The following is a 22,366-nucleotide window of genomic DNA, read 5'->3' on the forward strand; positions in this document are numbered from 1 at the left end:
CGGCGCGGGTCTCTGCCGTGACGGCCGACCGCGAGGGAGTCATCGCGGATCGCGGACGTGCCCCCCGGTCTCCGCGGCGAAGCCGTCGAGCAGGGCGAAGGTGCGCGCCGGCTGTTCGAGATGGGGCAGGTGGCCCGCTTCCGCCACGACTTCGAAGCGGGCGTTCGCGAACGACGCGGCGTACTCCTTGCCGTACGCCGGGGTCACGATGCGGTCGCTCTCGCCCCACAGGACGAGGGTGGGGACGGTGACGGCCGCGAGGCGGGGTCGGAGGGCGGGGTCGCTCATGGCGGGGCCGCCGGAGAAGACGCGCAGGGCCGCCATGTTGCCCCGGAGGACGGCGAGTCGCTCGGCCGGGACGGTCGCCGGGTCGACGTAGAAGCGATCGGAGTCGTGGTACGCGTACTCGGCGACGCCTCGCGGGTCGAGGGCGAAGAAGTCGCGGATCGGTTCGCCCTCGACCTCGATGCCGACCGGGTCCATCAGAACGATGCCGCTGATCAGGCCCTGGGTGTCGGCCGCGGCCAGCTCGGCGGCGATCCAGCCGCCGAGCGAGGAGCCGACGACCAGGACGTCGGACAGGTGGCGCTCGCGGAGGAGGCGGAGGTAGGCGGCGGCGAGGTCTGCCACGCGGTTGAGGCCGTCGGGCCGGGGGGTGCCGTTCCAGCCCGGGTGGGTGGGCAGCAGGGTGGGGGCGGTCGCGGCGAAGTGCTCGGCGATCGAGGCGACGGTGGCGGGCCCACCGCCGCCGTGCAGGACGAGGACGGGGCGGCCGGCGGCGGGACCGGATTCAGTGAGCGTCAGTTCCGAAGTCATGACCAGGACACTAACTAAGGATGTTTATATAAGCAAGTTTAGTCATGGTGCTAACCTGATGAGCATGCCCGTTGAACCGCAGATCCTCGGAAGGGCCGTGAAGGCCGTCCAGTACCGCCAGCACCGCGCGCTCGACAGCCGCCTCGCGTCCGTCGGCAGCACGCTCGCGCAGTGGGACGCGCTACGGGCGATCGACCGCACGCCGGGCGTCAGCGCACGGGAGTTGGCGGCGGCGACGTTCCAGAGCGAGCAGGCGTTCGGCACGCTCGCCGGACGGCTGGCGGCGCAGGGGCTGGTGGACCGGCGGCCCGGGCGCGGCCGGCGTCTCGAGCACCACCTCACCCCCGAGGGGGAGCGGGTGCTGAAGGCGGGCCACGAGGTGGCGAACTCGGTGCTCGCGGAGTGCTTCGAGGGCCTGGCGGAGACGGAGCGAGAGGCGCTGCTGGAACTGCTGCGGAAGATCGAGGGGCGCCCCGAAGCCGAAAGCGGCCCCTAGGACAAGCGGCCCCTAGGGCACGGTCACCCCTGGGTTCCCTCAGAACATTTCCGCCTGGCTTCCCGGGACGCCTGGTCCGGCAGGCCCCGGAGCGATGTCCGGGGCCTGCCGGGTTGCCGCGCGGGCCCGGCACGACGTCCGCGCCGGTGCCGACGGCGGGGTGGTTCAGCCCTGGGTGCGGGCCGGAAGCCGCCATCCGGGGCGGGGGAAGTGGCAGGTGTAGCCCTCGGGGTAACGCTCCAGGTAGTCCTGGTGCTCGGGCTCGGCCTCCCAGAAGGGGCCCACCGGCTCGACCTCGGTGACGGCCTTGCCCGGCCACAGTCCGGAGGCGTCCACGTCGGCGATGGTGTCCTCGGCGATCCGCTTCTGCTCGTCGTCCACGTAGTAGATCGCCGAGCGGTAGCTGAGGCCGATGTCGTTGCCCTGGCGGTTCTTGGTGCTCGGGTCGTGGATCTGGAAGAAGAACTCCAGGAGCGCGCGGAAGTCGGTCTTCTCGGCGTCGAAGAGGATCTCGATGGCCTCCGCGTGAGTGCCGTGGTTACGGTACGTGGCGTTCGGTACGTCACCCCCGGTGTATCCGACCCGGGTCTCCGTCACACCCGGGAGTTTGCGGATCAAGTCCTGCATCCCCCAGAAGCATCCGCCCGCAAGCACGGCCCTCTGTGTCTGCGCTGCCATCTCAGCACCTTCCGTCTCTCTCGCCTCGGCCACGTGCGCTGCTCGCTCGCACACCGTCGGCGTCCCAGCCTCTGTGGATACAACAGCACGTGGGAGGCCTGAACAATTCCACGCGGCGCCGGGGCACGCTCACCGCCCTATCCCGTGCGTCCCAGCCGGAAGCGGGGGTGCGGCTCGGCCCGGCCGGTGGCCAGGTCGGCCGCCATCGCGCCGACGAGCGGCGCGAACTTCGCGCCGTGTCCGGAGCACGGGGAGACGATGACGAGCGGGCCGTGGCGGTCCAGCACGAAGTCCTCGTCCGGGGTGGTGGTGTAGAGGCAGGTCGCCTCGGCGACCGGGTCGGGCTCCAGACCCGGGAGGCGGTCGCGTACGAAGCCGCTGACCCGGGTCCGCGACGACGGGTCGACGACCCCGCTGCGGGTGCGGGCGGTGGCCGGGGTGCCGCGGTCGTGCTCGGCGACCTTGACCGCGGGGAGCGGACCCCCGTCGCTGCCGGACGGCAGGCCGTAGAGGTGCAGCTCCCCGTCCCAGATCAGGGTCGGCCACTTGACGGCCGGGTCCCGCTGCCGGAAGTGGAAGACCTGCTGCTGGGTCACCCGCAGCGGTGGCAGGGCGACGGGCAGTCCGAGCTCGGGCAGCCACGCGCCGGCCGCGACCACCACCGTGTCGGCGACGATCTCGCGGCCGTCGTCGGTGTGCAGCCGCGCCCTATCGCTCCCCCGGACGTCGATGCCGGTGACGCGGGTGCCGATGATCGCCTCCGCCCCGTGGTCGATCGCCCGCCGTACGCAGGCCCCGACGGTCCCGTCTGCGTCGACCACGCCCGCGTCCGGGTGGTAGAGCACCGGGTCGGTGATGCGGATGTACGGCCAGCGCTCCGCGGCGGCTTGCGGGCCGAGGAGTTCGTGGGGCACTCCGGCCGCACCGAGGAGATCGGCGATCGCCCTCGGGTCGTGGTCCTCGCCCATGTCGAGGCCACCGGTCGTGCGCAGCAAGGGGGTCGAGCTGTCGTCCTCCAGCTCCCGCCACTGCTCGTACGCCTGTCCGGTCAGCCGTACGTAGAGAGGGTCGGCGTACGCCCGCCGGAAGATCCGTGAGCTGCCGTGCGAGCTGCCGTGCCGGTGGCCGACGTCGTACGCCTCGATCAGCGTGACCTCGTGGCCCCCGCGGGCCAGTTGCCAGGCGGTGGCCGCGCCCATGAGTCCGGCGCCTACTACGGCGATCACAGTCCCTCCCCAGGGATCCGGCCGGTGCCCGTGAGCGGAACGCGGGCCGTGGCAGCGGACTCGATCGTACGGGCGACCAGGTCCTCGGGTCGCAGGTGGAGGGGGTGGAGCGGGTCGCAGGTGGAGGGGGCGTAGCGGGTGGGCCTCGCCACCGGCGCGGGCTCGGAGTCCTCGGCACGGGCCGGCGGGGCGAGGCTTTCAGCCCGCGGACGCCCGGTCCTGGGCAGGCCGCAGGTCGGTGGTCTCGGGCGCGGGCGCCGACCGGTCCCGACGTGCGGCCACGATCATCACGGCGGGCCCGCGCACGCGAGAGGGCCCCCGGGATGGTTTCCGTGGGCCCTCTCGTCGGGTCGTGACGCCGGTCAGGTCACCGGGGGGCGGCCACCGGCGTGCCCGCGGTCACCGTGGCGGGCCTGGGGTGCAGCAGCCGTTCGGCCAGTTCGCCGAAGACGAGGCCGAAGCCCGTCCAGAGCGTGACCTGCAGGGCGAGGGCGGACAGGCGGAACCGCCACAGCAGGGCCGCCGGGAAGTCGCTCGGCACCTCGTTGACGGCCGGCAGGAACTCGTAGGCCACTCCGATGACGAGCACGAAGCCGAGGACGGCGGCGACGGTGGCGTGCCAGGCGCCCAGCCTCGGCGCCAGCCGCTTGCCCAGGATCACCGCGGCGACCGCGAGGAGGACGCTGAGCACCATCATCAGGAAGTACAGGGTGGTCCGCTTGCCGATGGTGTCGGCGTCGCCGACCGCGGGCGGATTGGCCGGGTACTTCAGGAACGGCACGACGTACACGGCCAGCAGGGCGGTCCCCGACAGGAGCAGGGCCGTGGCCCGCGGGGTGAACCGGCCGACGCGGCCGAGGGCGAAGCAGAAGGCGAGGGCGGCGATGCCGCCGAAGGCCACCCCGTAGATCAGCACGCCGGTGGCGAGGCCGGCCGTGGACTGGAGGCTGCGGGAGACGAGTTCCACCTCGTGGTGCTCGTGGCCTGCGGCGTGGGACTCCTCGAAGCCGATCGCGCTGTCGACGTTCGGCTCACCGAGGAAGTAGGCGACGATCAGGGCGAGCACGCCGGCGGCGAGGCCGGCGAGCATGCCCCGCACGAGCAGATTCCTTACCGTTGCGGAGTTCATGGGTGTGCTGGGGTTCCCCTCGGATCAGTGGCAGGGGAAACCGAGCAGGTGGCGGGCGTCGTGCACCCACTCGTGAACGTCCTCGCCGGAGACGACGGCGGTCGCGCCTTGCTCCGCGCCGACGAAGTACAGCAGGACCAGCATCAGGACGCCGAAGAAGACCGCCCACGGGGCGATGTCCTTCAACGGCAACTTGGCGGGTACGACGGGCGTGCTGGTAGTCGGCTGGGCGACATGCTGCGCCATGGCAAGACCTCCTCTGGGAGTTCGCGTCCCATCTCGGTGGTGCACATGACGACGGCCACGGGTCTGACTCGCGGTGCGCCCCTTCGGGGTACACCGTCCACAGTGGCGCGACCGTGCCGGATTCCCACCGGCTTCCGTCTCGCCGTCGTCGATATCAGAGCGACGGTACCGCGTGTGGGGCCGTCGGCCAATACCGCCCCACCTGGCGTGATACCCCTCTCCACGGCCAAGTGGCCCGGATCACCGCGTCGGTTCGGCTCACCGGGCTGCCTCCGGGGCCGCCTCCGCGGTCGCATCCGGGGTCGCATCGGGTCCGGGCAGCCCGAGTTCACGCTCGCCGAGCGGAGTGAAGAAGCGCTCCACGTCGGCCGCCGTGACCTCGGCGAGAGTGGCCGGCGACCAACGCGGGTCGCGGTCCTTGTCGATGACCTGGGCCCGGATGCCCTCGACCAGGTCGGGCGTGGTCAGGGCCGCGCAGGAGACGCGGTACTCCTGTTCCAGCACCCGCTCCAGCGCGCCGAGCCGCGCGGCGCGGCGCACGGCGGCCAGGGTGACCTTGAGTGCGGTGGGCGACTTGGCCGACAGGGTCTCAGCGGCCTCCTTGGCCGCCGGGTCGCCGTGGGCGAACAGCCGTCGGACGATCTCCTCGACGGTGTCGGCCGCGTAACAGCTGTCGATCCACTCCCGGCGCCCCGCCAACTCCCCCGCGGGCAGCGGCTGTGCATGGCGGTCCAGGGCTTCCCGGACGGGCAGCTCGGCGAGGTCGTCGACGAAGTCGCGGAGCGACCCGGACGGTACGTAGTGGTCGGCGAGCCCGCACAACACCCCGTCCCCGGCGCCGATCTGCGCCCCCGTCAGGGCGAGATGGGTGCCCAGTCCGCCGGGGGCGCGGGCGAGCAGATGGGTGCCGCCGACGTCCGGCACGAAGCCGATGCCGGTCTCGGGCATCGCGATCCTCGACCGCTCGGTGACCACCCGGACGCTGCCGTGCGCGGAGACGCCGACACCGCCGCCCATCACGATGCCGTCCATCAGGGCGACGTAGGGCTTGGGGTAACGGGCGATGCGGGCGTTGAGGTGGTACTCGTCGCGCCAGAAGGCGGCCGAGGCGGTGCCGTCGCCGTCGCGGGCGTCGTCGTGGACGGCGCGGATGTCGCCGCCCGCGCACAGGCCGCGCTCCCCCGCCCCGGAGAGGACGACGGCCCCGACGCCCGGGTCGCGCTCCCAGACGGCCAGCGCCTCGTCGATCCGGCGCACCATCGTGTGGTTCAGGGCGTTGATGGCCCTCGGTCGGTTGAGCGTGATGTGGGCGGCTCGGCCGGCGGTGTGCAGCAGGACGGGGTCCTCGATGTCGTTCATCCGGATGCCTCCGTCAGGCCGCGGGCCACGATGACGCGCATGATCTCGTCGCTTCCTTCCAGGATCCACTGGGACGCACAGGTCATGGACGATCTTCTCCAGGACGATCCTCTCCAGGACGATCTTCTCCATGCCGTGCTCGCCGGGGAAGCCCCGGCCCCGTGGAGGCAAGGAGCCCGGTCGGTCACCGGGCAGCCGGTGCCGGTGGCGCACCGGGCACGCGGACAGGGCTCGCCCCGAAGCGGATGGTGGGCGGGCCCTGTCCACCGGCTCCGATTCTCGGTTCCCGGACGCCGGCGGGCCCATGAGTGCGGGGTCACCGGCCGTGGTGAACGGCGCACACCCCGTACGAGTGGCGCGCACCCCCGCACGGGCCGACGGCGGACGGGCCGGATCCGGACGCGTGACGTGTGTCGCGCCGGGGAAGGTGCATCCCGGCGGGGCGCCTCCCGACGTCCACGCCACCGCCCCGCTTGATCGCACACCCCCCGTGGCGAGTGATACTGGCCTTCGCACGTCGTCGCCACGTCGTCACCCGCCCTCACGAATGGACTCATGCTCATCTCCGCGACCGTTCCGCCCACGACGCCCTCCACGGTGTGGCAGACCCGTGGCCGTCACACCGGCCCCGCCGCTCCGGACGTCCTGCGCAAGCACCTTCAGGCACTCAAGGACGCCGGGACCGTCCAGGACTTCATGGAGCTGCCCGACGCCGACACCCCCGAGGGGGAGACGGCCTTCGAGGCCCGGTGGCTGGTCGACGAGGAGGTGACCGTCCGTGCCCGGCTGAGGCTCGCCGAGTGGTCGGGCCCGGGCCAGGAGTGGACGCTGACGGCGGAGGCGGAGCGGCCGTGGGACCAGCGGTGGCCGTCGCCCGCCGGCATGTTCTGGTCCTGGGACGCGGACACCCCGTGGGGCAACGAGACCGTCACCGGTGAGCGGTTCCTCACCGCCAATCCGCTCCCGGCGGACGACAAGGAGCTGCGGCGCGCGCTTCGGGGCGCACTGCGGGACACCTGGACCGTCCACCTCGTCGTGCACGAGGCCATGACGCCCGACGAGCACGGCCGGCGGTCGCTGGTCCCGCTGCTGCCGCCCGGCCTGCACCACCGGGTCATCGAGCACCGCGCGGCCCCGCACCAGCTGCGCACCGTGAACTGGGCCCTCAAGGAGTCCGGGGTGGAGGTGCCGCGCGGCGGGGCGCTGGTGCTGCCCGGCGTGCCCGCTCCGGCCGACTACGACCCGGTCGACCACTCGGTGCGCAGCGTGTTCCTGGACGGCTCGCATCCCACCGAGCTGCTGGACGCGGTACGGCGCTTCGCGGCGCTGCCCAGGCCGCTGCCGCAGGACGCCGACGCCGCGCTCACCGCGCTGCGGGAGGAGTGGCAGCTGCTCACCCCGCAGGAGGAGCTCGCGCGAGAGCGCGAGCTCGTAGTGATGTACAAGGAGGCCCTGGAGGCGATGACGGAGTCCCGGGACCTGTACCGGGAGGCCGCCGAGCACGCCCACGAGGCGCTGGCCGCGTACCGCGAGGCGGCAGCCGAGGCCGGGGAACCGCGGCAGGCGCCGGTCAGGAAGAGCGGCTCGCCGTTCCAGCAGCTGGGCCGGACCCTGGAGCGCTTCAGGGAGACGACCAAAAGCCTGCGCCCGGTGGCGTCGGCCGTTCCCGGGGCTCGGGTCGGGCCGCCGGACCAGGACCGCAACACCGGCGCCACGGGTGCCACAGGAACCGCTGGTGCCCCTGGTGCCACGGCCGGCGACGAGCCCGAGGTGGCCGACCGGTAGACGGCCGGTAGACGGCCGGTAGACGGCCGGCAGGCGGCCGGGCCCGAATTGCCTCGTACCGGGACGTGTCACACGCCCCACTCTGGATACGCGGTCCCCACGGCACCACGGACCGCCCCGGAAGGGACCAGGACATGGGCAGCGAGCACGGCCCCCGGTCATCGCCCCACCGATCCGACACGACGCTGCGCGTCAACGGCAAGCCGCACACCCTCACCGTCGACCATCGACGCGTGCTGCTGGACGTGCTGCGGGAGGATCTGGACCTCACCGGCGCGAAGAAGGGCTGCGACCACGGTCAGTGCGGCGCGTGCACGGTCCTCGTCGACGGGCGGCGCGTCAACAGCTGTCTGCTGCTCGCCGTCGCCCTGGACGGCAGCGACGTCACGACCGTCGAGGGCCTGTCCGGCGACGGCGAGGAGCCGCATCCGCTCCAGCGGGCCTTCCTGGAGCGCGACGCCTTCCAGTGCGGGTACTGCACACCCGGCCAGATCTGCTCGGCGGTCGGCGCGCTCGCCGAGGCGGAGTCGGGCCATCCCTCGCACGTCACGGACCCGGCGGCGCCCTCCGGACGGCCCGTCGCGCTGGACCGGGACGAGATCCGCGAGCGGCTCAGCGGCAATCTCTGCCGCTGCGGCGCGTATCCCCGCATCGTCGACGCGGTCGAGGACGTGACGGGGGCGGGCGGCACATGACCGGGCCGACGGCCCAAGGGCACGACCGGGGCAACCAGAGGACGTGATCCGGTGGACACCTTCGCCTACGTACGGGCCGGCAGTCTCGCGGAGGCCGCCGAAGCCTTCGCCGCGCACCCCGGCGCACGCTATCTGGGCGGCGGCACCAACCTCGTCGACCTGATGAAGCTCGGCGTGGAACGGCCGACCGCCCTCGTCGACGTCACCCGGCTCCCGCTGAACGAGGTGACGGAGCTGCCGGACGGGTCGCTGCGGATCGGCGCCCTGGTGCGCAACAGCGACCTCGCGGCGCATCCACGCGTGCGGGACCGTTACCCCGTACTCTCCCAGGCGGTGCTCGCGGGCGCCTCGGGCCAGCTGCGCAACGCCGCCACGACGGGCGGGAACCTGCTCCAGCGCACCCGTTGCCCCTACTTCCAGGACGTCTCCAAGCCGTGCAACAAACGGGAGCCGGGCAGCGGCTGCGCGGCCCGCGCCGGCGTGCACCGCGACCACGCGGTGCTCGGCCACTCCGAGCACTGCATCGCCACCCACCCGTCGGACATGGCCGTGGCCCTCGCCGCGCTGGACGCCGAGGTCGAGCTGTACGGCACGGCCGGCGTGCGCCGGGTCGCGGCGACCGAGTTCCACCGGCTGCCCGGGGAGGAACCGGAGCGGGACACGGTGATCGAACCCGGCGAGCTCATCACGGCCGTCCTGCTGCCGGCCGCCACGGCCGGGCTGCCGTCCGCGTACCGCAAGGCGCGCGACCGGGCCTCGTACGCCTTCGCGCTCGCCTCCGTCGCCGTGGTCCTCGAGGTCGCCGACGGTGTCGTCGCGCAGGTGGGGATCGCCTTCGGGGCGCTGGCCCACCGCCCCTGGCGGGCCCGGCGGGCCGAGGAGGCGCTGCTGGGCGCGGCTCCCACCCGGGCGGCCTTCGAACGCGCGGCCGAGCTGGAGCTGTCCGAAGCCCGGCCGCTGCGTGACAACGCGTACAAGGTGCCGCTGGCCCGCAACCTCGCCGTCGACGTCCTGACGCGGCTCGTGCCGCACGAGGAGGACTCATGACCGCCGTGGGCGCTCCCGCCGAGCGCAGGGAGGGCCGGGAGAAGGTCACCGGAACCGCCCGCTACGCCGCCGAACAGCCCCTTCCCGGGCGGCTGTTCGCCCGCCCCGTCCCCGCGACGATCGTGCGGGGCCGGGTGACCGACGTCGACGCCGCCGCGGCACTGGCGCTGCCCGGTGTCGTCACCGTGCTCACCCATCGCGACGCGCCCCGCCTCGCCGCACCGGACGACGCCACCCTCGCCGTGCTCCAGAGCCCCGAGGTGCCGAACCGGGGCTGGTTCGTCGCCCTGGTGGTGGCCGACAGCCCGGAGGCGGCCCGGGCCGGCGCCGCCGCCGTACGGGTCACCTTCGCCGAGGAGACGCACGACGTCACGCTCAGCGCCACGCACCCGCGGGCGTACGTCCCCGAGAAGGTCGCCGGGACGTCTCCCGGCGCACGGGAACTGGGCGACCCCGACGGCGCGTTCGCCGACGCGGACGTGCGGGTCGACGTCGGCTACCGGGTGCCGCCCCTGCACAACCACCCCATGGAGCCGCACGCCAGCACCGCGCACTGGGACGGCGAACGGCTCACGGTGTACACCTCCAGCCAGGGCACCACGGCCGTGCGTAGCGTGCTCGGCACGATGTTCGGGCTGGCGAACGAGCGGATCACGGTCCGCGCCGAGCACGTCGGCGGAGGCTTCGGGTCCAAGGGCACGCCCCGGCCGGACGTGGTCCTCGCCGCGATGGCCGCATGGCACACCGGGCGCCCGGTCACCGTGGTCCTCCCCCGCCGCGTGCTGCCCACCTCCGTCGGCCACCGGGCGTCCACCCTGCACCGACTGCGCCTGGGCGCGGACTCCGAGGGCCGGCTGACGTCGCTCGTGCACGAGGTGACCACGTACACGTCCCGCATCAAGGAGTACGTCGAGTACGCGGGCATCCCGGCCCGCGTCATGTACGCCGCCCCGAACCTGCGCAGCCGGCATCACGTGGTCCGGCTCGACGTGCCGACGCCTTCCTGGATGCGGGCGCCCGGTGAGGCGCCCGGGATGTACGCCCTGGAGTCGGCGATGGACGAGCTGGCCGAGGCACTCGGGATGGACCCGGTCGAGGTGCGGGTCCGCAACGAGCCGGACGCCGAGCCGGACAGCGGCAAGCCGTTCAGCAGCCGGCACCTCGTCGAGTGTCTGCGGGAGGGCGCCCGCCGGTTCGGGTGGTCCGACCGGGACCCCCGTCCCCGGACGCGGTCCGCCGGTCCGCTGCTGCTCGGGACGGGTGTGGCCGCCGCCACCTACCCGGTGCAGGTGTATCCGTCGAAGGCGGCGGTGCGCGCCCTGCCGGACGGGTCCTTCCTCGTCGAGGTGAACGCCGCGGACATCGGCACCGGCGCCCGTACGGTCCTGGCGCAGGTCGCCGCGGACGCCCTGGGGGTGCCCCTGGAGCGGGTGCGGATCCGCGTGGGCGACAGCGATCTGCCGGCGGCCCCGCTGGCGGGCGGCTCCTCCGGGACCGCCTCCTGGGGCTGGGCGGTGCACGAGGCCTGCGTGCGGCTCGCCGCGCAGCTGGCCGAACGCCAGGGCCCGTTGCCCGAGCAGGGGTTGGAGGTCCTCGCCGACACCGAGGGAGCGGCCGACGCCGAAAGTCCCTTCGCGCGGCACGCGTTCGGGGCGCACTTCGCGGAGGTCTCCGTGGACACGGTGACAGGCGAGGTGCGGGTGCGCCGGCTGCTCGGGGTGTACGCGGCGGGACGCATCCTCAATCCCCGTACCGCGCGCTCCCAGTTCGTCGGCGGGATGACCATGGGTCTGGGCATGGCGCTGACCGAGGGCAGCACCCTGGACGCCGCCTTCGGCGACTTCGCGGAGTCGGATCTCGCGGCCTACCACGTGCCCGCGCACGCCGACGTGCCGGACATCGAGGCGCACTGGATCGACGAGGACGATCCGCATCTCAACCCCCTGGGCGCAAAGGGGGTCGGCGAGATCGGCATCGTGGGCACGGCGGCCGCCGTCGGCAACGCCGTGCACCACGCCACGGGCGTCCGCTTCCGCGAACTGCCGCTCACCCCCGACCGGGTGCTGGCGGGCCTGCTGGAGCCTCCTCGGCACCCGACGCGGCAGCCGACACGGACCGGCTGACCCCCGGCTGACCACGGGCCGAGCGGACGTCGGTCCGCGGCGCCCCCGCCCCCCCCCCGGACGCGACACGCGACGTGACCGCGCCCCTCGCGTGGGCCGTCCGGCGCGCTCCGCCACTCGGACGCGGCGGCCGTGTGCGTCGCGTCCGATGCGGTAATCCCGCCGGAAAGGGGAATCCGGAAACCGAAGGCGGGGAAACCAGATAGGGACAGACGCCGCGCGACGGACCATATGGGAGGGCCCGTGGATGCGCCAACCACGCTCGTCGTCGTCGCGGTGCTGGCGGCGGTGGCCGTGTTCGCCGTGGCCGCGGCCGTGCTCGTGCGTCTGGTCCGGGCCCGCCGGGGCCTGAGGCGAGCAGGGCTTCCCACCGGGCCGCGCTGGGTGTTCTGGGGCGCGGTCCTGTACTTCGTGCTTCCCACCGACGTACTGCCGGACCCCGTCTACCTCGACGACATCGGCGTCCTCCTGCTGGCCCTGCGTACCCTGCGCCGCACCCCCGACGAGGCCCCCGAGCGCCTCCCCGACTGACCGTCCGGGAAGAGGTTTTCACCCCCGCTCGACCCGATCTCCCCTGCTCCGCGCCCTGTTCGAGGCGCGACCGCGCGGTGATCACGGAGAGTAAGGAAACCAACCACCCGTTCGATTCGTATAAGTGACTGAAGGACGCACCTATCCAGCACCAGCAGCGGGCCCGAGTGACGTCGCACAGCGGCACCGCTTGATCGAAGCAGTACCGACGAGGGAGAGACGATGCAACCGTTCACGCTCAACTACGCACGCCCAGCGGCCGAGTTGGAGTTCAGCACTCCGTACGCCTATGACCCCGGAATGCAGTTGAACGTCACTCTCGACGGCCGGATCGCCGCTCGTGACCACGCCCTCCTGAGAGAACTCGGGACGACGACCTCGACGGCGGGCTCCAAGACCCACTTCGACGACTGAACACGGGCCGACAAAAATGACCGTGCTCATCCTCACCTGTGAAGAGGACGTCACGGCGGACATGGTGGTCGTGCACCTGAACGCCGCGGGCGTCCCCGTCGTCCGGCTGGACCCGGCCGACCTCACCCACTCCGTCGCGCTCTCCGGCGAGTACGTGCACGGTGCCTTCCGGGGCCACCTGTCGTCCGCCGGACGGCTGGTGAGCCTCGAGGGGCTGCGGTCGGTGTGGGTCCGCCGGCCCGGCACGGCCGCGGCCCGGGCCGCCCAGCCGTCCCCGTGGCTCACGGAGGAGGCCTCGCAGGCGCTGTACGGCATGCTCCGCGGTACCGGGGCGCGCTGGATGAACCACCCGGACGCGTCCCAGCGCGCCCGGCACAAGCCGTGGCAGCTGCGGCTCGCGCAGCTCAGCGGGCTGCCCGTGCCGGCCACGATCGTCACCACGTTCCCGCAGGCGGCCCGCGAGTTCGCGGACCGCTACCCGGATCTGGTGGTCAAGCCGGTGTCCGGGGCGCATCCGCAGGATCCGCCCCGCGCGGTGCCCACCACCCGGGTCCCGCCGGGCGCGGACTTCGCCGCCGTCGCCTACGGTCCGACGCTGCTCCAGCGCCGGGTGGCCAAGCGGGCCGACATACGGCTGACCGCCGTCGGCGACCGCATCCTGGCCGCCCGCAAGGAGACGGCCCCCGGCGGCGACCGCGACGTGGTGGACGTGCGCTACTCGCCCTCCACCACACCGTGGCGTCCCGTCGACGTCCCGCCACGCCTCGCCGAGAGCGTGCGGAGGTATCTGCGGGAGGCGGAACTGGCCTACGGCGCCTTCGACTTCGCGGAGGACGCCGACGGGACGTGGTGGTTCCTGGAGTGCAACCAGTCGGGCCAGTTCGGCTTCGTGGAGGTGGACACCGGGCAGCCGATCGCCCGCACCATCGCGGAGTGGCTGGCCGGGGCGCCCCCGGAGAACGACGCCCGGCAGACCGACCGCTGCGGCTCCACCGCCTCGTGAGACGTCAGCCTCGTGAGAAGTACGCGTCGTGAGAAGTCCGCCTGGTGAGACGTCCGTCCCGTGAGACGTGCGGGCGCGGCGGGCGCCGTCGGGCGCACCGCCGCGCCGGGTCCGGCTCGGGACCGCCCTCAGACGGCCAGGGACAATCCGCTCCCCGTGTCCTGCGCGGGCACGACCGCCGCGGACTCGAGCAGGGCGTCCGCCGCGGCGACCGCCTCCCGCACGTCGGGCGTGTCCATCAGCACGCACAAGGTGTACGTCACGTCCTGTAGTTCACGAGCCGTCTGCGGCCTGTCCCACTCCGCCTGAGCGATCCTCAGCGTCGCATACCGGGTCAGCAACGTCCTGGCGACCTTCGGGTCCGGAACGATCACGAGCGCTCCTCTCTCCTGTTTGCGCTGCGTGTGCCCGGACCTGGGCGAATCATGCACGGCGGGCGCGAATGTCACCCGCCGGGGTCATGATCCGGCCACCTGCGCTCAGGCGACCTGCCCGCTGTGCAGCTCCGTGTACGCGCCGCCCCGGTGCAGGAGTTCGTCGTGCGTGCCCGTCTCCAGGATCCGCCCCTCCCCCATCACCACGATCCGGTCCGCGCCGCGCACGGTGGACAGCCGGTGCGCCACCACGAAGGTGGTGCGGCCGCGCAGCAGCCGGGCGAGGGCCTGCTGGACGAGCGCCTCGGAGCGGGTGTCCAGCGCGGACGTCGCCTCGTCCAGGACCAGCACCTTCGGGTCCCGGATCAGGGCGCGGGCGATGGCCAGCCGCTGCTTCTGCCCGCCCGACAGCCGTGCCCCGCGCTCACCGACGAGGGTGTGCAGACCGGCTGGGAGCCGTTCGACGAACTCCAGCGCGTTGGCGTCGCGCAGGGCCGCGCGGACCGTCTCCTCGTCGGCCTCGTCCTCCATGCCGTAGGCGACGTTCTCGCGGATCGTGCCGTCGAAGAGGATCGACTCCTGCGGCACCACCGACACGAACCTCCGGTAGGTGCGCAGGTCGAGGGTGTTCATGTCGGCCCCGTCCAGCAGCACCCGGCCCGAGGTCGGCCGGATGAAGCCGATGACGAGGCTGAGCACCGTGGACTTGCCCGCGCCGGACGCCCCCACGAGGGCGACCGTCTCCCCCGGAGTGACCGAGAGGGTGAAGTCGCGCACCGCCGGGCTGCCGCCGTCGTAGGTGTAGCCGACGTCCTCGAAGGTCACGGAGCCGTGCACCGCGGCCAGTTCGGACCTGCCCTCGTTGTCCTCCAGTTCGGGCGCCTGGAGGACCTCGCCGACCGACCGCACCGACTCGAGGCCCTTGGTGATGACCGGGGCCAGCCCGGTCAGGGTGGTGGTGGAGTTGGTGAGGGTGGTCAGGAAGGCGCTCAGCATCACGACGTCACCGGCGGTGACGCCCCAGACGCCGTAGTACGAGATGAGCGCGGCGCCGGTGAGGACGAGCACGCCGATCACGTTGAGCAGCACCCAGGCCAGTGAGCCGAAGCGGCCGTTGAGCAGGTCGAGGCGCATGCCCGAGGTGAGCAGACGGCTCAGGGTGCCGTCCATGCGGCGCAGCGCCTTGCCCTCGAGCCCGTGGGCGCGGGTGACCGGGATCAGACGGGTCATCTCGGTGACGCGGGAGGAGAGGGTCTCCACCTCGTGCCGGAAGTCCTCGTTGTGGCTGCGCAGCCGGGCCCGCAGACGGTCCACGAGGACGGCGGCGACGGGCACGACGACGAGGAAGACGGGCACGAACTCGGGGGTGCGCACGGCGATGATGACGAGGCCGCCGGTGAGCACGGTCAGCGCGCCGAGTCCCTGCTCGGCGGTCTGCTGCACCATCTGCTCCACGGTCTCCACGTCCCGCACCACCTTGGCCTGGAGCACGCCGGCACTGACCCGGGAGTGGTAGCCGATGGACAGCTGCTGCATACGGGTGCACAGCGCGGAACGCAGGGTGGTGCCCATGCGACGGACGCTGCCGTAGAGCAGCCGCACGTAGAGGAGGTGCAGGGGGTAGTTGACCAGCAGGATGAACAGGATGACGCCGGTGCTCGTCCAGAGCGTGCCGATCGGCTGGTGCTGGACGACGGTGTCGATGATGGACGCGGTGATCAGCGGCAGCAGCCAGACCGGGCTGTGCTTGACCGTGAACACGCCGACCGCGCCGGCGAGGCTGCGCCGGTCGGCGCGCAGGAGGTAGGCGAGGGTGCGGATCGGGTGCTCGCCCCGGTACCGGTGGTCGAGCGGTCTTTCGTACGACGACGCCATGGCCGGCGGTCCTCCCGGTGGTCGTGTCAGAGGGCGGCGTCCAGTGCGGCGAGTTCAGCGGCGGTGAGGACGAGGTCCGTCGCGGCGAGCGAGTCGAGGATCGTCTCCGGGCGGCTCGCGCCGGGAATGGGGACCACGACCGGTGACCTGGCGAGCATCCAGGCCAGGCACACCCGTTGCGGGCTGACCCCGTGGGCTTCGGCGACGTGGGCGAACGGCGCGTAGGAGGAGCCCAGTTCACGGGCGCGGGAGATGCCGCCGAGCGGGCTCCACGGCAGGAACGCGATGCCGAGCTCGTCGCACAGGCGCAGTTCGGGCTCGCTGGAGCGGAAGGCCGGGGAGAACTGGTTCTGTACGGCGACCAGCCGCCCGCCGAGGATGTCGTTGGCCTGCCTGATCTGCTCGGGGTTCGCGTTGGAGACGCCGGCGGCGCGGATCTTTCCCTCGTCCAGCAGCTCGAGCACCGCGCCGACCGACTCCGCGTAGGGGACCCGCGGGTCGGGGCGGTGGAACTGGTACAGGCCGATGGCCTCCACGCCGAGCCGGCGCAGCGACGCCTCGCAGGCGGCCTTGAGGTGTGCGGGGCTGCCGTCCAGGGTCCAACTGCCGTCGCCGGGGCGCAGATGGCCGCCCTTGGTGGCGACCAGGACGTCGCGTCCCCGGTCGTGGCCGGCGAGGGCCTTGGCGATCAGGGTCTCGTTGTGGCCGACCTCGTCGGCGTGGAGGTGGTAGGCGTCCGCGGTGTCGATCAGGGTGACGCCGGCGTCCAGCGCGGCGTGGATCGTGGCGAGGGACCGGGCCTCGTCCGGTCGTCCCTCGATCGACATCGGCATGGCGCCGAGGCCGATCGCGCTGATGTCCAGGTCACCGATACGGCGGGTCTGCATGGGCTCGCGGCCTCTTTCGGATGCGGGCGGGCAGGGGTGAGTCCGGTGCATCGCAAGGTGATCGCGGTGCACCGGACGTCCCCCAGCCTGGCCCCGCCGTCGGCCGCGGGTCCAATGGAGATAAGCGAACGCATTCAGCAGCACGGCCGCTGAATCACGGGAGTGCGGTCAGGAGCGGCCCGCCAGGTACTCCGTCACCCCCGGCGCCTGATGCGCGTCCTCCACGCCCACCAGGCCGCCGACCGCCTTCGCGTCCGGCTTGAGCACATAGGTCGACAGGGCGGCGGGGCGGGACACGTCGGAGAAGTCCTGCGGGGAGCCGAGTCCGGTGTCGACGTTCTTCTGCGCACGGTGCGCCTTCACCACGTCCTCCCGGGCGAGGCTGCCGGCCGCGCAGGCCTTCTTCAGGTCGGCGCCGAGCAGTTGGGCGGCGTTGTATCCGGACAGCACCCCGGAGTCCACCGGGGAGGCCGGGTACTTCTTGCCGTACGCGGTCACCATCTTCTGGACACCGGGCAGGTCCGAGCTGACGGCGGGCGCCGCGCTGACCACGTTCAGCAGGCCCAGCAGGGCCGGGGCCGCGGGCGTCTTCAACAACTGGGGCGCGAAGCCGGGCGCGCTGCTGACGACGGGCACCTTCAGTCCGCGGGAGGCGGCGACGCCGACCAGGGAGGCAGTCTGGGCGGGGCCGGCGCTGATCAGGACGGCCTTCACGCCCGCCTTGCTCAGGGCCGACACCTGCGCGGTGAGGTCCGTGTCCGTCGCCTTGATCTTCTGCGGGACGATCTTCAGCCCGGCCTGCTCGGCCGCCCAGGTCGAGCCCTCCAGGGCGTTGGCGCCGTAATCGCCCTCGAAGTAGACATGGCCGATGGAGTCGCCCTTGGCGAGGCCCTTGGCGCGGGTGAGGAAGTCGACGGCCGCGAGCATGTCGACGTCGTAGGTGGTGCCCATCACCTGGACGGAGTCCTTGCCGAGCAGGGAGGCCGCCCAGGCCTGCGGGAAGGTGAGCAAGTGGTCGCTCTCGATGTCGTCGAGGAGGGCGGCGACGACGGGGGATCCGATGACCTGCGGCAGCGCGACCACGTCCGGGGCCAGGTCGGCGTAGGCGGCGACCGCCTTCTGGACGTCGTAGCCGTGGTCCTTGACGACGATCTCGACCTTCCGGTCGCAGATGCCGCCGCCGGCGTTGGTCTCGTCGGCCCACATTTGCTGGGCCTGCACGATGCTCTTGCCGAGGGTGGCGTAGGGGCCGGTCAGGTCGGTGAGGGCGCCGAGTCTGATGGTCTTCGCGGTCACGCCGGGGCCGGACTTGACGCCGTCGGCGCTCTCGGAGCCGCTGTCGCCGTCCGCCTTGGAGCTGCAGCCGGTGGCCGCGAGGAGCAGGGCCGCGAGCGCGGCGGCGAGAAGGGTTGCGGGGGCGCGGTGCCTGTGGTGCGTGCGGTTCACGGGGTGGGCTCCTTGGTTCGTACGGCGGAGGCGGAGGGAAGGAGGGCGGGCGCCGGGGCCGGGGAGGCGGGGCGCAGGCGGGTGCGGACGCGGCGGGTGATGCCGCGCAGTCCGTCGGGGGCGTACAGCAGGACGAGGACGATCGCCGCGCCGTAGAGGTAGCGGGCCGCCTCGGTCGGGCCCACCCCGCCGTCGGTGGTGCCGGGGGTGGTCACCAGCGGCAGCTGGTCGGCGTATCGGGTCATCAGCAGGGGCAGGGCGGTGACGAAGACGGCGCCCGCCGCGGCCCCGGCCACCGAGCCGAGACCGCCGATCACGATCATCGCCAGGTAGTCGACGGAGAGGGCCAGGCCGAAGTAGTCGGGGACGACCCGGCGGAAGGCCAGCGCGAGCAGCACCCCCGCCAGACCCGCGTACATCGACGACACGACGAAGGCCGCCGAGCGGTGGCGGGCGACGTCGACGCCCATCACCGCGGCCGCCGTCTCGCTGTCGCGCAGGGCCGCGAGGGCCCGCCCAGGGCGTCCGCGCAGCAGACCGCGCGCGGTCCACCAGGTGCCCGCCAGCAGGGCGAGGCCGAGGAACCACAGGCGTTCCTCCGCGCCGAACGGCACGCCGAGGACGACGAGTCCCGGGTCGTCGTCGGTGAAGGAGAACCCGCCGATGCTCAGCGGGGGCACGGAGCGGCCGTTGAACCCGCCGGTGACGGAGTCGGCGGTGAGCAGCACGTGGTGACCCAGGAACACCAGGGCGAGCGTGGCGACGCCCAGGTAGATGCCGCGCACCCGTCCGGCGACGGGACTGAACAGCCCGCCCGCCGCCCCGGCGAGCAGCACGGCGAGGAGCGCGGCGAGCGCGGTCGGCAGTCCGGGGCCGGGTTCGCCGGCCAGCCAGGTGTAGCCGTAGGCGCCCACGGCGAGGAAGAAGGCGTGCCCCAGGGAGAGCTGACCGGCGGTGCCGGTGAGCAGGCCGAGGCCGACGGCGCCGATGGCGGCGGCCATCGAGAACAGGCCGATGCGCAGCCAGAAGGCGTCCAGGTAGAAGGGCGGCGCGCACAGGAGGAGGGCGGCCAGGAGCACGACGGCGCCCTTGGGGATGCGATCAGACACGAGCCGCTCCCTTCGCGCCGAACAGTCCGGTGGGCCGCACCAGCAGGACGGCCACCATGACGGCGTACGGGGCGACGTCGCCGAACCCCTCGCCCAGCACGTGCAGTTCGGTCTGGTAGCCGGCGACCAGGGCCTCCGTCAGGCCGATCAGGAGGCTGCCGGCCAGGGCGCCCGGCGGGGAGGTCAGACCGCCGAGGATCGCCGCCGGAAAGGCCTTGAGGGCGATCTGACCGGTGGTGCGTTCCAGCCCGGGGGCGGGGAACGCGGCGAGGAACACGGCGGCCAGGGCGGCCAGGGCGCCGGCCAGGCACCAGGCGAGCATCCGCACCCGGCTCAGCCGTATCCCCATGAGGGAGGCCGCCTCCGTGTCCTCCGCGGCGGCCCGCAGGGAGAGGCCCCAGGACGTGAAGCGGAACAGGGCGAAGACGGCGCCGATGGCGAGCGCGGAGACGGCGATCGCGGCGAGCCGGCTGTCGGCGACGGTCACCGGGCCCAGGCGGGTCACCGAATCGCCCCACGGGTCGCCGAGGGTCAGCAGGTCGCCGCCGATGCGCCGGGAGAGGTCGGTGAGCAGCACGATGTCCACGCCGATGGTGACGATGGTCTGCACATGGGCGGCCTTCGGGTCGGGGTCGCCGCGTTGCAGCAGCAGCCGGTCGAGGGCTCCGGCGAGCGCCCCGGTGGCCAGCACGGACACCGCGAGGGCGCCGGCGAAGCCCAGGTCGTCGTGGAGGACGGCGACGAGATAGCCGCCGAACAGCAGCAGCGATCCGTGGGCGAAGTTGAGCACGCCCGACGCCTTGAAGATCACGACGAAGCCGAGTGCGACCAGGGCGTAGACCGAGCCGAGCGCGAGCCCGGTGAGGATGCTGTCGAGGAGGGCGGTCATACGGGGTCCCCTTCGGAGTGGGTTTCCTCTTCGAGGGCGGTGCCCTGTGCGGTGGTGGTGTCAGGAGCGGCGGTGGTGTCAGGAGCGGCGGTGGTGTCCTGTGCGGTGGTGCCCGGCGCGGCAGCGGGGTCCGCGCCGGGGGTGTCCTCCCCGGGGGTGTCCTCCCCCGGGGTGCCGAGGTAGGCGCGCAGCACTTCGGGATGGCGGCGGACCTCGTCGGGGGTGCCGTGGGCGATGCGCCGGCCGAAGTCGAGCACCGTGACCTCGTCGGCGAGACGCATCACGAGGCCCATGTCGTGCTCCACCAGCAGCACGGACAGGCCGAGTTCGGCGCGGACGGTGTCGATCACCTCGACCGTCCGGGCGCGCTCGGCGCCGTTCATACCGGCCACGGGCTCGTCGAGCAGCAGGACGCGCGGCTCGAGACAGAGCGCCCGGGCGAGCTCCACGCGTTTGCGGTCGCCGTACGACAGCAGGGCGACGGGCGTCTCGAAGCGGGCGGCCAGCCCGGTGAGTTCGGCGATCTCCCGGGCCCGCGCGAGGTGGGCGCGCTGTTCGCGCACCGCTCGGGGCAGGCGCAGGGCGGTCGCGGCGAAGCCCGCGTGGGAGAGGACGTGCCGGCCGAGCATGAGGTTGTCGGCGACGGTGCCCTCGGTGGTGACGATGTTCTGGAAGGTGCGGGCCACCCCGAGGGCGGCGATCCGGTGGGGCGCGAGGCCGGCGAGTGACGCGTCGCCGAGCCGGACCTGGCCGGACGACGGGCGGTACAGGCCCGACAGGACGTTGAAGCAGGTGGACTTCCCGGCGCCGTTGGGGCCGATCAGGGCGTGCACGGAACCCGGGGCGACGGTGAACGACACCGCGTCCAGGGCGGTCAGGCCGGCGAAGCGCACGGTCACGTCCCGGACCCACAGTTCCGGGGGTGCTGCCGCGTCCCGGCCCGGGGCGGTGCCGGTGGTGGGGCGCGGGCTCACGCGGCCCCCTGGTCGCCGGCGTCGTCACCGAGGTAGAGGCGCCGTACCGCGTCCGTGCGCGCGAGGTCGTCGGCGGGGCCGGACAGCCGGACCTCGCCCACTTCCAGGACGTACGCGTGGTCGGCGAGGGACAGCGCCATGCCCGCGTTCTGTTCGACCAGCAGGACGGCCGTGCCCTGGGCGTTGATCTCGCGGATCACCTCGGCGATCCGGAACACCATGCGGGGGGCCAGGCCGAGGGAGGGCTCGTCGAGCAGGAGCAGCCGTGGTGCGGCCATCAGCGCCCGGCCGATGGCGAGCATCTGCTGCTCTCCCCCGGACAGCAGACCGGCCGCCTGCCGACCGCGTTCGGCGAGCACGGGGAACAGCGTGTACACGCGGTCGCGAGCCTCCCGGACCTGTTCGGGCGCCCGTCGGCCGAGGCCGAGGCCACCGGTGCGCAGGTTCTCCTCCACGGTCAGGCCCGCGAAGACCCGGCGGCCCTCCGGGACCTGGACGACGCCGGCCCGCACCGCCGCCACCGGGTCACGGCCGTCCAGGACCGTGTCTGCGTAGCGGATGAGGCCGGCCGTGACGGTGCCGCGGTGCAGGCGCAGGGTGCCCGACACCGCCCGCAGCAGCGTGGACTTGCCGGCGCCGTTGGCGCCCAGCAGCGCCACGACCGCGCCGTGCGGGACGGTCAGGGACACGGAGCGCAGGGCTGACAAGGCCCGCCCGTACGTCACGTCGAGACCCTCGACATGCAGTGCGGGCCGCTCCTGCGGGGGTACTGCGGGCATCGCGGCTCCTCGGGTCCGTGCCGGCGGGCACGGAGTTTCGGTGGAAGGGGAGCTCACGACAACACGACGGAGGAGGGGCGGTACAGGCACGGACGCGGGGTCGCTGCGCCGCCCCAACAGGAGGTCGGCGGGGTTGTGCGGGTGCCCAGGCAGGCGGGCCGGGCGCGCCCGCCGGAGGTGGGGCGGGGGAGCCCGGGGTGCGGGCGGCGACGCAGAGGGACCGAGGCGCGGGCGGTGACGCAGGGGTGCCCAGGGGTGCGGGCGGTGACGCAGGGGGCACGGGGGTGCGGGCGGTGACGCAGGGGGGCCGAGGTGCGGGCGGTGACGCAGGGGGCACGGGGTGCCGCCGGCGTGGACGCAGAGGGACCGAGGCGGCCGAGGCAGCGCCGGCGTGGACGTCGGCGGGCCGAGGCGCCGCCGGTGTGGACGCCGGAACCGAAACGGGTGCCGCCGCGTTCCGCGGTGGCACCCGTGATCGTCGGTCG

General features: G+C 73.2%; 23 protein-coding genes and 1 riboswitch. Of the genes, 8 read left to right on the top strand and 15 right to left on the bottom strand.

Features of this window, described 5'->3' with window-relative positions; genetic code table 11:
* Window positions 1-39: 39 nt before the first annotated feature.
* Entirely contained in the window at window positions 40-816 is a 777-nt protein-coding gene (locus ACIRPU_RS34475; protein WP_403874447.1) for an alpha/beta fold hydrolase, read from the bottom strand.
* A 64-nt stretch (window positions 817-880) separates the two neighbouring features.
* Between ACIRPU_RS34475 and ACIRPU_RS34480 the strand changes: the two genes are divergently transcribed.
* Complete coding sequence (locus tag ACIRPU_RS34480; RefSeq protein WP_403874449.1) at window positions 881-1,312, top strand: MarR family winged helix-turn-helix transcriptional regulator; 432 nt, start codon at window positions 881-883, stop codon at window positions 1,310-1,312.
* A 165-nt stretch (window positions 1,313-1,477) separates the two neighbouring features.
* Here ACIRPU_RS34480 and msrA read toward each other — a convergent pair whose 3' ends face one another.
* The 6 genes from msrA to ACIRPU_RS34510 form a co-directional block, all read right to left on the bottom strand.
* Complete coding sequence (gene msrA / locus ACIRPU_RS34485; protein WP_403874451.1) at window positions 1,478-1,990, bottom strand: peptide-methionine (S)-S-oxide reductase MsrA; 513 nt, start codon at window positions 1,988-1,990, stop codon at window positions 1,478-1,480.
* A gap of 137 nt (window positions 1,991-2,127) precedes the next feature.
* Window positions 2,128-3,216, bottom strand: coding sequence for an FAD-dependent oxidoreductase (locus ACIRPU_RS34490; protein ID WP_403874453.1), 1,089 nt, complete (start codon window positions 3,214-3,216; stop codon window positions 2,128-2,130).
* Window positions 3,213-3,368 (bottom strand): hypothetical protein, encoded by a 156-nt coding sequence (locus tag ACIRPU_RS34495; protein WP_403874455.1) that lies wholly within the window; start codon window positions 3,366-3,368, stop codon window positions 3,213-3,215. Before ACIRPU_RS34495 ends, ACIRPU_RS34490 begins: the two co-directional genes overlap by 4 nt.
* Before the next feature lie 215 nt (window positions 3,369-3,583).
* Complete coding sequence (locus ACIRPU_RS34500; RefSeq protein ID WP_403874457.1) at window positions 3,584-4,345, bottom strand: CbtA family protein; 762 nt, start codon at window positions 4,343-4,345, stop codon at window positions 3,584-3,586.
* Window positions 4,346-4,369: 24 nt separating this feature from the next.
* Window positions 4,370-4,591, bottom strand: coding sequence for a CbtB-domain containing protein (locus tag ACIRPU_RS34505; protein WP_307166805.1), 222 nt, complete (start codon window positions 4,589-4,591; stop codon window positions 4,370-4,372).
* 36 nt (window positions 4,592-4,627) lie between these two features.
* Window positions 4,628-4,770: riboswitch (cobalamin riboswitch) on the bottom strand.
* Window positions 4,771-4,849: 79 nt separating this feature from the next.
* Complete coding sequence (locus ACIRPU_RS34510) at window positions 4,850-5,950, bottom strand: enoyl-CoA hydratase/isomerase family protein (RefSeq protein ID WP_403874459.1); 1,101 nt, start codon at window positions 5,948-5,950, stop codon at window positions 4,850-4,852.
* A 555-nt stretch (window positions 5,951-6,505) separates the two neighbouring features.
* On the opposite strand from ACIRPU_RS34510, the gene ACIRPU_RS34515 reads away from it, so the two are divergent.
* The 7 genes from ACIRPU_RS34515 (at window position 6,506) to tgmB (ending at window position 13,548) form a co-directional block, all read left to right on the top strand.
* Window positions 6,506-7,735 (top strand): hypothetical protein, encoded by a 1,230-nt coding sequence (locus ACIRPU_RS34515; protein ID WP_403874461.1) that lies wholly within the window; start codon window positions 6,506-6,508, stop codon window positions 7,733-7,735.
* Between the two features lie 134 nt (window positions 7,736-7,869).
* Window positions 7,870-8,430: a (2Fe-2S)-binding protein gene (locus ACIRPU_RS34520; protein ID WP_403874463.1), complete on the top strand. Its 561-nt coding sequence runs from the start codon at window positions 7,870-7,872 to the stop codon at window positions 8,428-8,430.
* A gap of 51 nt (window positions 8,431-8,481) precedes the next feature.
* Window positions 8,482-9,477 carry an FAD binding domain-containing protein gene (locus ACIRPU_RS34525; protein ID WP_403874465.1) on the top strand — a complete coding sequence of 332 codons (996 nt, stop codon included), beginning with the start codon at window positions 8,482-8,484 and terminating at the stop codon, window positions 9,475-9,477.
* Entirely contained in the window at window positions 9,474-11,600 is a 2,127-nt protein-coding gene (locus tag ACIRPU_RS34530; protein ID WP_403874467.1) for a xanthine dehydrogenase family protein molybdopterin-binding subunit, read from the top strand. The genes ACIRPU_RS34525 and ACIRPU_RS34530 overlap by 4 nt, the downstream gene beginning before the upstream one ends.
* A gap of 243 nt (window positions 11,601-11,843) precedes the next feature.
* The gene (locus ACIRPU_RS34535; protein ID WP_403874469.1) at window positions 11,844-12,131 is read left to right on the top strand and encodes a DUF1232 domain-containing protein; all 288 of its coding nucleotides are present in this window, start codon (window positions 11,844-11,846) and stop codon (window positions 12,129-12,131) included.
* Window positions 12,132-12,353: 222 nt separating this feature from the next.
* Complete coding sequence (tgmA, locus tag ACIRPU_RS34540) at window positions 12,354-12,545, top strand: putative ATP-grasp-modified RiPP (RefSeq protein ID WP_020129087.1); 192 nt, start codon at window positions 12,354-12,356, stop codon at window positions 12,543-12,545.
* 16 nt (window positions 12,546-12,561) lie between these two features.
* Window positions 12,562-13,548, top strand: coding sequence for an ATP-grasp ribosomal peptide maturase (gene tgmB / locus ACIRPU_RS34545; protein WP_403874471.1), 987 nt, complete (start codon window positions 12,562-12,564; stop codon window positions 13,546-13,548).
* A 128-nt stretch (window positions 13,549-13,676) separates the two neighbouring features.
* Here the strand turns inward: tgmB and ACIRPU_RS34550 are convergent, their stop codons facing one another.
* The 8 genes from ACIRPU_RS34550 to ACIRPU_RS34585 form a co-directional block, all read right to left on the bottom strand.
* Complete coding sequence (locus ACIRPU_RS34550) at window positions 13,677-13,922, bottom strand: DUF5133 domain-containing protein (RefSeq protein WP_355702884.1); 246 nt, start codon at window positions 13,920-13,922, stop codon at window positions 13,677-13,679.
* 105 nt (window positions 13,923-14,027) lie between these two features.
* Window positions 14,028-15,797 (bottom strand): ABC transporter ATP-binding protein, encoded by a 1,770-nt coding sequence (locus tag ACIRPU_RS34555; protein ID WP_403874474.1) that lies wholly within the window; start codon window positions 15,795-15,797, stop codon window positions 14,028-14,030.
* Between the two features lie 26 nt (window positions 15,798-15,823).
* Complete coding sequence (locus tag ACIRPU_RS34560) at window positions 15,824-16,684, bottom strand: aldo/keto reductase (RefSeq protein ID WP_403874476.1); 861 nt, start codon at window positions 16,682-16,684, stop codon at window positions 15,824-15,826.
* Window positions 16,685-16,852: 168 nt separating this feature from the next.
* Entirely contained in the window at window positions 16,853-18,130 is a 1,278-nt protein-coding gene (locus tag ACIRPU_RS34565) for an ABC transporter substrate-binding protein (protein ID WP_403874478.1), read from the bottom strand.
* Window positions 18,127-19,239 (bottom strand): branched-chain amino acid ABC transporter permease, encoded by a 1,113-nt coding sequence (locus tag ACIRPU_RS34570; RefSeq protein WP_355702880.1) that lies wholly within the window; start codon window positions 19,237-19,239, stop codon window positions 18,127-18,129. The genes ACIRPU_RS34565 and ACIRPU_RS34570 overlap by 4 nt, the downstream gene beginning before the upstream one ends.
* A complete protein-coding gene (locus ACIRPU_RS34575; RefSeq protein WP_384110422.1) occupies window positions 19,232-20,128 on the bottom strand; it encodes a branched-chain amino acid ABC transporter permease in 897 nt (298 codons plus the stop codon). The genes ACIRPU_RS34570 and ACIRPU_RS34575 overlap by 8 nt, the downstream gene beginning before the upstream one ends.
* On the bottom strand, window positions 20,125-21,102 hold the full coding sequence (locus tag ACIRPU_RS34580; RefSeq protein ID WP_403874481.1) for an ABC transporter ATP-binding protein: 978 nt from the start codon (window positions 21,100-21,102) through the stop codon (window positions 20,125-20,127). Before ACIRPU_RS34580 ends, ACIRPU_RS34575 begins: the two co-directional genes overlap by 4 nt.
* Window positions 21,099-21,881 (bottom strand): ABC transporter ATP-binding protein, encoded by a 783-nt coding sequence (locus ACIRPU_RS34585; protein WP_351756333.1) that lies wholly within the window; start codon window positions 21,879-21,881, stop codon window positions 21,099-21,101. The genes ACIRPU_RS34580 and ACIRPU_RS34585 overlap by 4 nt, the downstream gene beginning before the upstream one ends.
* Window positions 21,882-22,366 lie beyond the last annotated feature (485 nt).

The organism is Streptomyces sp. NPDC102259 (assembly GCF_044766465.1).
In the GTDB taxonomy this organism is placed as follows: Bacteria; Actinomycetota; Actinomycetes; order Streptomycetales; family Streptomycetaceae; genus Streptomyces.

Bases quoted from the DNA above. Each gene is read 5' to 3' on its own strand.
- ACIRPU_RS34475 (WP_403874447.1), bottom strand. From the start codon at position 816: ATGACTTCGGAACTGACGCTCACTGAATCCGGTCCCGCCGCCGGCCGC.
- ACIRPU_RS34480 (WP_403874449.1), top strand. From the start codon at position 881: ATGCCCGTTGAACCGCAGATCCTCGGAAGGGCCGTGAAGGCCGTCCAG.
- msrA (WP_403874451.1), bottom strand. From the start codon at position 1,990: ATGGCAGCGCAGACACAGAGGGCCGTGCTTGCGGGCGGATGCTTCTGG.
- ACIRPU_RS34500 (WP_403874457.1), bottom strand. From the start codon at position 4,345: ATGAACTCCGCAACGGTAAGGAATCTGCTCGTGCGGGGCATGCTCGCC.
- ACIRPU_RS34505 (WP_307166805.1), bottom strand. From the start codon at position 4,591: ATGGCGCAGCATGTCGCCCAGCCGACTACCAGCACGCCCGTCGTACCC.
- ACIRPU_RS34510 (WP_403874459.1), bottom strand. From the start codon at position 5,950: ATGAACGACATCGAGGACCCCGTCCTGCTGCACACCGCCGGCCGAGCC.
- ACIRPU_RS34515 (WP_403874461.1), top strand. From the start codon at position 6,506: ATGCTCATCTCCGCGACCGTTCCGCCCACGACGCCCTCCACGGTGTGG.
- ACIRPU_RS34520 (WP_403874463.1), top strand. From the start codon at position 7,870: ATGGGCAGCGAGCACGGCCCCCGGTCATCGCCCCACCGATCCGACACG.
- ACIRPU_RS34530 (WP_403874467.1), top strand. From the start codon at position 9,474: ATGACCGCCGTGGGCGCTCCCGCCGAGCGCAGGGAGGGCCGGGAGAAG.
- tgmA (WP_020129087.1), top strand. From the start codon at position 12,354: ATGCAACCGTTCACGCTCAACTACGCACGCCCAGCGGCCGAGTTGGAG.
- tgmB (WP_403874471.1), top strand. From the start codon at position 12,562: ATGACCGTGCTCATCCTCACCTGTGAAGAGGACGTCACGGCGGACATG.
- ACIRPU_RS34555 (WP_403874474.1), bottom strand. From the start codon at position 15,797: ATGGCGTCGTCGTACGAAAGACCGCTCGACCACCGGTACCGGGGCGAG.
- ACIRPU_RS34560 (WP_403874476.1), bottom strand. From the start codon at position 16,684: ATGCAGACCCGCCGTATCGGTGACCTGGACATCAGCGCGATCGGCCTC.
- ACIRPU_RS34575 (WP_384110422.1), bottom strand. From the start codon at position 20,128: ATGACCGCCCTCCTCGACAGCATCCTCACCGGGCTCGCGCTCGGCTCG.
- ACIRPU_RS34585 (WP_351756333.1), bottom strand. From the start codon at position 21,881: ATGCCCGCAGTACCCCCGCAGGAGCGGCCCGCACTGCATGTCGAGGGT.